Origin of the sequence: Tenacibaculum agarivorans, assembly GCF_001936575.1 — a bacterium.
GTDB classification, from domain to species: Bacteria; Bacteroidota; Bacteroidia; order Flavobacteriales; family Flavobacteriaceae; genus Polaribacter; species Polaribacter agarivorans.
In genome coordinates this window covers 1-1,886 of sequence record NZ_MSMP01000087.1, presented here as the reverse complement: position 1 = coordinate 1,886, position 1,886 = coordinate 1, and the positions used below count along the sequence as shown (strand labels likewise).

Here is a 1,886-nt window from a genome sequence, read left to right as displayed (position 1 = left end):
GAGAAGTTTTCCCTAAGGGATTATATGATAGTTTTATCAGTTTAGGAACTTCTATTAACTTAGAAAACTTATACGGTCCTACAGAAGCTACCGTATATAGTAGTTATTTTTCAACGAATGAACTTACTACCCATAGTAGTATTCCTATAGGAAAACCTTTAGATAATGTTGAGTTATTAGTTTTAGATAGTTATAACAGGTTATTACCTTTAGGAGTTATCGGTGAGTTATGTATAGGAGGCTCAGGTTTATCGCAAGGTTATATCAATAGAGCGGAGTTAACATCAGAGAAATTTATAGTTCACCCTTTTAAGGAAGGAGAACGCTTGTATCGTACAGGTGATTTAGCTCGTTGGTTAGAAGATGGTAATTTAGAGTTTTTAGGTCGTATAGATAGCCAGGTTAAGCTTAGAGGTTTTAGGATAGAGTTAGGAGAGATAGAGAATCAACTGTTAGGTTACCCAAGTATTAGAGATGTAGTAGTAAATGTTGTAGAGCAAAATCAAGACAAGCATTTGGTAGGCTACTATGTATCAGAAACATCGATAGACTCTTCGGAATTGCGTTCTTTTTTACGCGGCAAGTTACCGGAGTATATGCTACCTAGTTATTATGTTCATTTAGATGCCTTACCTATCACCGCCAATGGAAAGGTGGATCGCAAGAATTTACCAAATCCAACCTTAGATATAGGTGATCATTATGTTAGTGCTTCTAATGAAATAGAAGAAACTTTAGTTAAAATCTGGAGTGATGTTTTAGCTATAGAGGAGGACTTGATTAGTGTTGAGCGTAGCTTTTTTGAACTAGGAGGACATTCTTTAAAAGCTACGGTTATGATGAATCTTATTTTAAGGGATTTGAATACTGAGGTTCCCTTGCGAGAAGTTTTCCATTACAATACAATCAGGAGTCTATCAGATTTTATTTCTAGACAAAGTAAACAGATGTATTTAGGTATAGAGATGGGTGAGTCACTTGCTTATTACCCTTTATCTTCAGTACAACGTAGATTACATTTTATCTATAATTTAGACAAGACCTCTTTGGTGTATAATATGCCTCAAACCATAGGGATATCTAGTAGTATTACAAAAGATGAATTAGAAGTTGTTTTTGAAAAGTTAATAGAAAGACATGATAGCTTTAGAACGTCTTTTGAGTTTTTGAAAGGTGAAGTAGTTCAAAGGATCCACCCAGAAGTAGATTTTTCTATAGAAGAGTATGCAGGAGATGATATAGATGCAGTTATGTCGGATTTTGTACGTCCTTTTGATTTGAGTAAAGGTCCATTATTACGAGCAGGTTTACTAAGACTACCAGGAGAAGAATCGATTTTATTGATCGATATGCATCACATTATTATTGATGGAGTTTCTTTAGAGCTTGTAAAGACTGAGTTTAGCGATTTATTATCAGGTACAGAGTTATCTTTACCAAGGTTACAATACAAGGATTATATTTTATGGCAACAAAGCTCATTATATCAGAGTAAGTTAGGAGTTCAGCGTGAATTTTGGCTTTCGGAGTATAGTGATTTACCCAAGGTATTAGAATTACCTTTAGATCATTCAAGAGGTAGTATTCGCGATTATAGTGGAGACTCAAAGGTTTTACGTCTTAGTAAAGAATCTACGGAGTCATTACGACTATTAGCTAGTAATATTGGCACTACATTGTACGTACCTACGTTAGCGATTCTAAATATTTTACTAAGTAAGTTAGGTAATCAGGAAGATATTGTAGTAGGTACAGTAGTTTCTGGTCGAGACCATGCTGACTTAAAGGACATCGTAGGTATGTTTGTGAACACCTTAGCACTTCGTAACAATGTAGACGGTTCTTTAAGTTTTATGGATTTTTTAGCATCCGTAAAAGCACGAACT

General features: G+C 34.8%; 1 protein-coding gene. It reads left to right on the top strand.

All coding sequences use genetic code 11. The annotated features are described in order from the left end of the window. On the top strand, positions 1-1,886 hold a 1,886-nt coding region (locus BVC87_RS22935; protein ID WP_143569901.1), incomplete at both ends, for a condensation domain-containing protein.